This window comes from Streptomyces sp. NPDC002573 (assembly GCF_042889625.1).
GTDB lineage: Bacteria > Actinomycetota > Actinomycetes > Streptomycetales > Streptomycetaceae > Streptomyces > Streptomyces gibsoniae.
In genome coordinates, this window is the sequence record NZ_JBIARC010000191.1 from 1 (window position 1) to 4,312 (window position 4,312).

General features: G+C 68.9%; 4 protein-coding genes. 1 reads left to right on the forward strand and 3 read right to left on the reverse strand.

Features of this window, described 5'->3' with window-relative positions:
* Positions 1-573 precede the first annotated feature (573 nt).
* From ACFYX0_RS46855 to ACFYX0_RS46865, 3 genes are all read right to left on the reverse strand, one after another.
* Complete coding sequence (locus tag ACFYX0_RS46855) at positions 574-1,221, reverse strand: hemerythrin domain-containing protein (RefSeq protein WP_311698551.1); 648 nt, start codon at positions 1,219-1,221, stop codon at positions 574-576.
* Positions 1,222-1,867: 646 nt separating this feature from the next.
* On the reverse strand, positions 1,868-2,293 hold the full coding sequence (locus ACFYX0_RS46860; protein WP_388981718.1) for a hypothetical protein: 426 nt from the start codon (positions 2,291-2,293) through the stop codon (positions 1,868-1,870).
* A gap of 129 nt (positions 2,294-2,422) precedes the next feature.
* Positions 2,423-3,268 carry an alpha/beta hydrolase gene (locus ACFYX0_RS46865; protein WP_311698549.1) on the reverse strand — a complete coding sequence of 282 codons (846 nt, stop codon included), beginning with the start codon at positions 3,266-3,268 and terminating at the stop codon, positions 2,423-2,425.
* 195 nt (positions 3,269-3,463) lie between these two features.
* On the opposite strand from ACFYX0_RS46865, the gene ACFYX0_RS46870 reads away from it, so the two are divergent.
* Positions 3,464-3,967 (forward strand): MarR family winged helix-turn-helix transcriptional regulator, encoded by a 504-nt coding sequence (locus ACFYX0_RS46870; RefSeq protein WP_388981721.1) that lies wholly within the window; start codon positions 3,464-3,466, stop codon positions 3,965-3,967.
* Positions 3,968-4,312 lie beyond the last annotated feature (345 nt).

Sequence of the window (4,312 nt, forward strand, 5' to 3'; positions counted from 1 at the left end):
CGGCGAGTACTTGCTGGGTGGTGCCACGTCTTGCCTCTCGTTTCCTTACACAGGGATCCTATTGGGTCCCTGTCCGGAAACCTCGGGGCACCTCAGGGGTGTGGTGCAGGTGGCGGGCGGGGTGATGACACCGGTGACGCCGCGATATCCGGCACGCAGTTGGCCTGCCGTTCGCGCGGACCGACGGGCGAGGCTCATGACCTCGACGCAGCGTCGGATCGAACTCGGACGCTGAGCACCGTCGGCGGCCGGCCCGGCGCACCGGGCAGCCGCCGAGATCTGACCCGCGCAGTCGCGCTCCGGCGCCCGCCGTGCCCTGGCATTCCGCCGCCAGGCACGGCGGGCGTCCTGCTGTGCGCCCTCCCCCTTGCCGTTGTCCGCTCCGGCCGGAGCTGTCGCAGTAGCGCTCCGCGACCACTGTGGGTCGGCTGCCCGCCTACTGGTCTCCGCGGCCCGGCGGCGGGACGCTGGTGACCACGTCACCGCGCACCGGGGTCGCCCTGTACGGCCGTGACGGTGAGGTCGTCCCTGGTTACGGCGTCCGCCGCGTCGGGCCGCCTGGCGGGGCGGAGGTCATGATTCGGTCCCGCGGAGGGTCCGCATGTCGTCCTCTGCCTGGTGGCGCATGGCGGGCAGGAGCGGGCGTACCGGCTCTGGCAGGCCTGCGAGCACCAGCTCGACCTCCGCGGGGCTACCCACCTCGTCGAGGAATCCGAACATCAGGTGTCCGGCCACGGGCGGCGTGGTGGCGATCACCCGCTGCGAGAAGTCCGCCCATTCCGCCGGGCTGACGTGGTCGCGGAGCGCGGGGAAGAGGAGCGGCTCTTCATGGGCCAGGTGGTCGTGCTGCGTGTCGCGTACCGCGACGGCCGCCTCCCGCAGCGCGGCCCGGACTCCGTCCTCCGCACCGTCGCTCAGGGCGACGGCTGCCAGCAGGTCGAGTGCCGCGTCAAGTCGCTCGTGCTCCTCGCTCAGCGCGTCGAGCGCCTGGGCCGTGGCCGGCGCTGCCGCGACGATCCGCGGCCACAGGTCCTGGTCCTCGGCCTCATGGTGATGGCGCAGGTTCACGACCAGGAAGTCGCGCAGCTGAGCCAGAGCGCTGAGCGGTACCGACGGGCGGACGGCCGCCTCGGCCAGCAGGGTGGTGGCCACGCGGTGGACCTCGTGGACAAGCCGGGTCTCAACAACTGCCTTGGGGTCCTTGAAGGGGGCTGTCGTCATGGTGTCCAACCAATCAATAGAAGTTGATATTTCCGAAATGTTGACTCGAATAGCGAAGATGGAACGGCCACGGGCCCTCGCTCGGCCGCTTCCGTCCCGGTGCGACCGATCGGGCCGCACCTCTCGGCGCCGTAGGTTCAGATGGCCGTGTCGGCCAGGGCCTGCCGCGGGGCGGGTCCGACTGCGGTGGTGTTGTCAGACAGCAGTGGTGTTGATGGTGTCGGGGATGTTGCCGCGGGTGGCTTTGGAGTAAGGCAGGTCTGGTGGGCGGCCTCGGTGAGGACGGTGGCGATGTCCTAGTCGACGCCGCCGAGTTCGATGTTCAGGACGGCGGCGAGGCTGAAGCCCGCCTCGCTGTGGACGAGGGTGATCTCGGTGTTGATGGCGGTGCTGGTCAGCTCGACCTTGCGCTGCGCGGCAACCAGGCGCCTCAGCCGGAGGCGAAGAGCTGCTCGGGGTTGGTGCGTCCCCGGTACCGTCGAACTCCTTCGGCAGAGCCAGGGTGGTGGTCAGCAGGCCGCCATCGGACTGGAAACACGGCCGCCGTTGCGGCCCTCACCGGTCATGTTCACTACACAGCGGTGTAGTGGGAAGCCGCGACGTCTTCGCCTTCGTGAGTACTGCGGGTTGAAGTGCGTGTACGGGGCTACGCGGCCTTGAGGGGCTGCCGGTAGGACTTGCGCAGGGACGCGGCGATGACCGGGAGCAGCGCGGCGAGCACCTTGCCCTTGAAAGTGCTGGGATTTCGGGTGAGTTCGATGTCGATCCGCGTGCCGTCGCCCTCAGGGGTCAGCTGGAAGACCCATCCACCGCCGGGTCCGAAGACCTTTGACTCATGCGTGGTGATGGTGACCCGCCCCTGTGCGGCATCCCATTCGTAGCGTGCGCGTTCCCACGCGGCGGCGGTTCCTTCGGTCACTTCGGCCCAGGTGTCCCCGATGGCGTAGACCTGCAGATGATCGGCGTCGATCGTGGGCCAGTTGCGGGCCCGGGCAGGACCGAAGTCGGTCAGTACGGCCAGTGCCTCGGACGGGCTGAGCGTGGAGACGAGGTGGAAGCGTGCGACTGCCATGAGGTTTTCCTGGGTGCGAGAAGGGCGACGTGGTGGCCTCCGGACGCCGTCGACGGGGTGTGATCCGGGGCCCGACCCCGCCCCCGCGGGCGGCCGGGTCGGTAGGGCCGATGGAGTCGGCGTCCGGGGTCAGCGGGCGGTGTGGCCAGCGGCCTGCTCGATGATGCGGGTCACGGCGCCGGGGTGGGAGACCGGGGCGGCGTGGGAGGAGTTGACCTCCATGGTGTGGGCGTGGGCGCGCTTGGCCATGAAGCGCTGCTCGTCCGGGTTGATGGCCTTGTCCTGGGTGGTGATCAGGTCCCAGGAGGGGATGGTCTTCCAGGCGGCCTCGGTGGGCTTCTCGTCGAAGACCGACGCGGAGACGGGACGCTGGGTGACTGCCGCCAGGTCGGTGACCGACTTCGGTGCGTCGGCGGCGAACACGTCGTGGAACTTGTCGGTCTTGACGTACAGGTCGGTGCCGGTGCCGCCGCCGGGCAGCGGGAACGGCACGGGGTTCAGGGCGGTGCCGAGTTCGGTCGCGGGGAACTTGCTGTTCAGCTCCGTCACGGTCTCGCCCTTGTCCTGGGCGAACGCGGCTATGTAGACCAGCGCCTTGACATTGTGGTTTCCGGCGGCGGCCTGGCTGATCACCGAGCCGCCGTAGGAGTGGCCGACCAGCACGATCGGGCCCTTGACGCTCGCCAGGTAGCTCTTGAGGTACTCGGCGTCGCTCGCCAGGCCGCGCAGCGGGTTGGCCGGGGCGGCCACCGGATAGCCGTCACGCTGCAGGAGCTTGATCACGCCGTTCCAGCTGGACCCGTCCACGAACGCACCGTGCACCAGGACGACCGTCGGCTTCTTCTCCGGCGCGTGGTGCTCGGCCGTGGCGTTGGCCGGGGGGGTGACCGCCAGGGCCAGGGCCGCCGCTCCCGCGACTGCGCCGAGAGCGGCGACGCGCTTGCGGGTGGGGCGGAAGGCGGTCTTGAGGTTCACGGCGCTTCTCCTTCAGATGTGGGCTGACCTGGTCGATCGGCCGTCCGAGGCGTTCCCGGACGGGGCGACGCCGAGAAACCTAGCGGGCGTTTCCCTCGTGTACAAGTAAATAGAGGGCAATGTCCTGGTGCTCGTGATGATGCAATGATGGCGGGAGCAAGCCCAGCCAACGACGAAGGGACGAGGAAACGAGCAATGAGTGATGACAACCCGGCCGAGCCCAGCACCCCCAGCGAGCCGCAACTGCTGGACGACTACATCTGCTTCACGCTGTACGCGGCTTCCCGTGCGATCACCAGCGCCTACCGGCCGCTGCTCGACCCCCTCGGCCTGACCTACCCCCAGTACCTGGTCCTGGTCGCCCTCGGGGAGCACGGCACCACGACCGTGAAAGACCTGGTAGTCATCCTGCAGCTGGACTACGGAACCGTCACCCCCCTGATCAAACGCCTCGAGGCGAACGGCCTGCTCACACGGCAGCGCCGGACCGGCGACGAACGCGTGGTCGAAGTCGCGCTCTCGGAGGAGGGGATCGCCCTGCACCGGCACATCCAGAGCATCCCGCCCGCCATCGGCGAGGCCATCGGACTCACCCCCGCCGAGTTCACCACCACCCGGGACCTCGTCCGGCGCATGACGGCCAACGTCCACCGCCACATCGGCCGGAACCGGACCGCCCCATCGTCAACGGACACGTGATTCCCCGCCGCCAGGTCTGCACACGTAGTCCGTACTCCGCAAACCGATCACGGCAGGCTCTTCAGTAGCCGTCGACCGGCAGGCGCCCGAAAACCTGTGCCCTGTCACGACAAATATCGCGCGGTTGCTACTCGCCGCGGATTGATGCCCTGCCGGTGCCGGCGGGCAGCCGACAGCCCGGAGCTGCGCCACGCGCCGACCTCGCCGCCGAACACCTGCCGCACCGCCAGGGCGTCAACGACAACGGCGAGGGGAGTGTCATGAATTGGGTGGGAACTTCACCAGAAGGGACACCTGATGACGATCCAGAGGACTCACTCTCTCGAGACGGTGGGCGGCGTGTCG

What these genes read in the sequence shown, in the direction of transcription:
- ACFYX0_RS46855 (WP_311698551.1), bottom strand. Translation starts at nt 1,221, where the DNA reads ATGACGACAGCCCCCTTCAAGGACCCCAAGGCAGTTGTTGAGACCCGG.
- ACFYX0_RS46860 (WP_388981718.1), bottom strand. Translation starts at nt 2,293, where the DNA reads ATGGCAGTCGCACGCTTCCACCTCGTCTCCACGCTCAGCCCGTCCGAG.
- ACFYX0_RS46870 (WP_388981721.1), top strand. Translation starts at nt 3,464, where the DNA reads ATGAGTGATGACAACCCGGCCGAGCCCAGCACCCCCAGCGAGCCGCAA.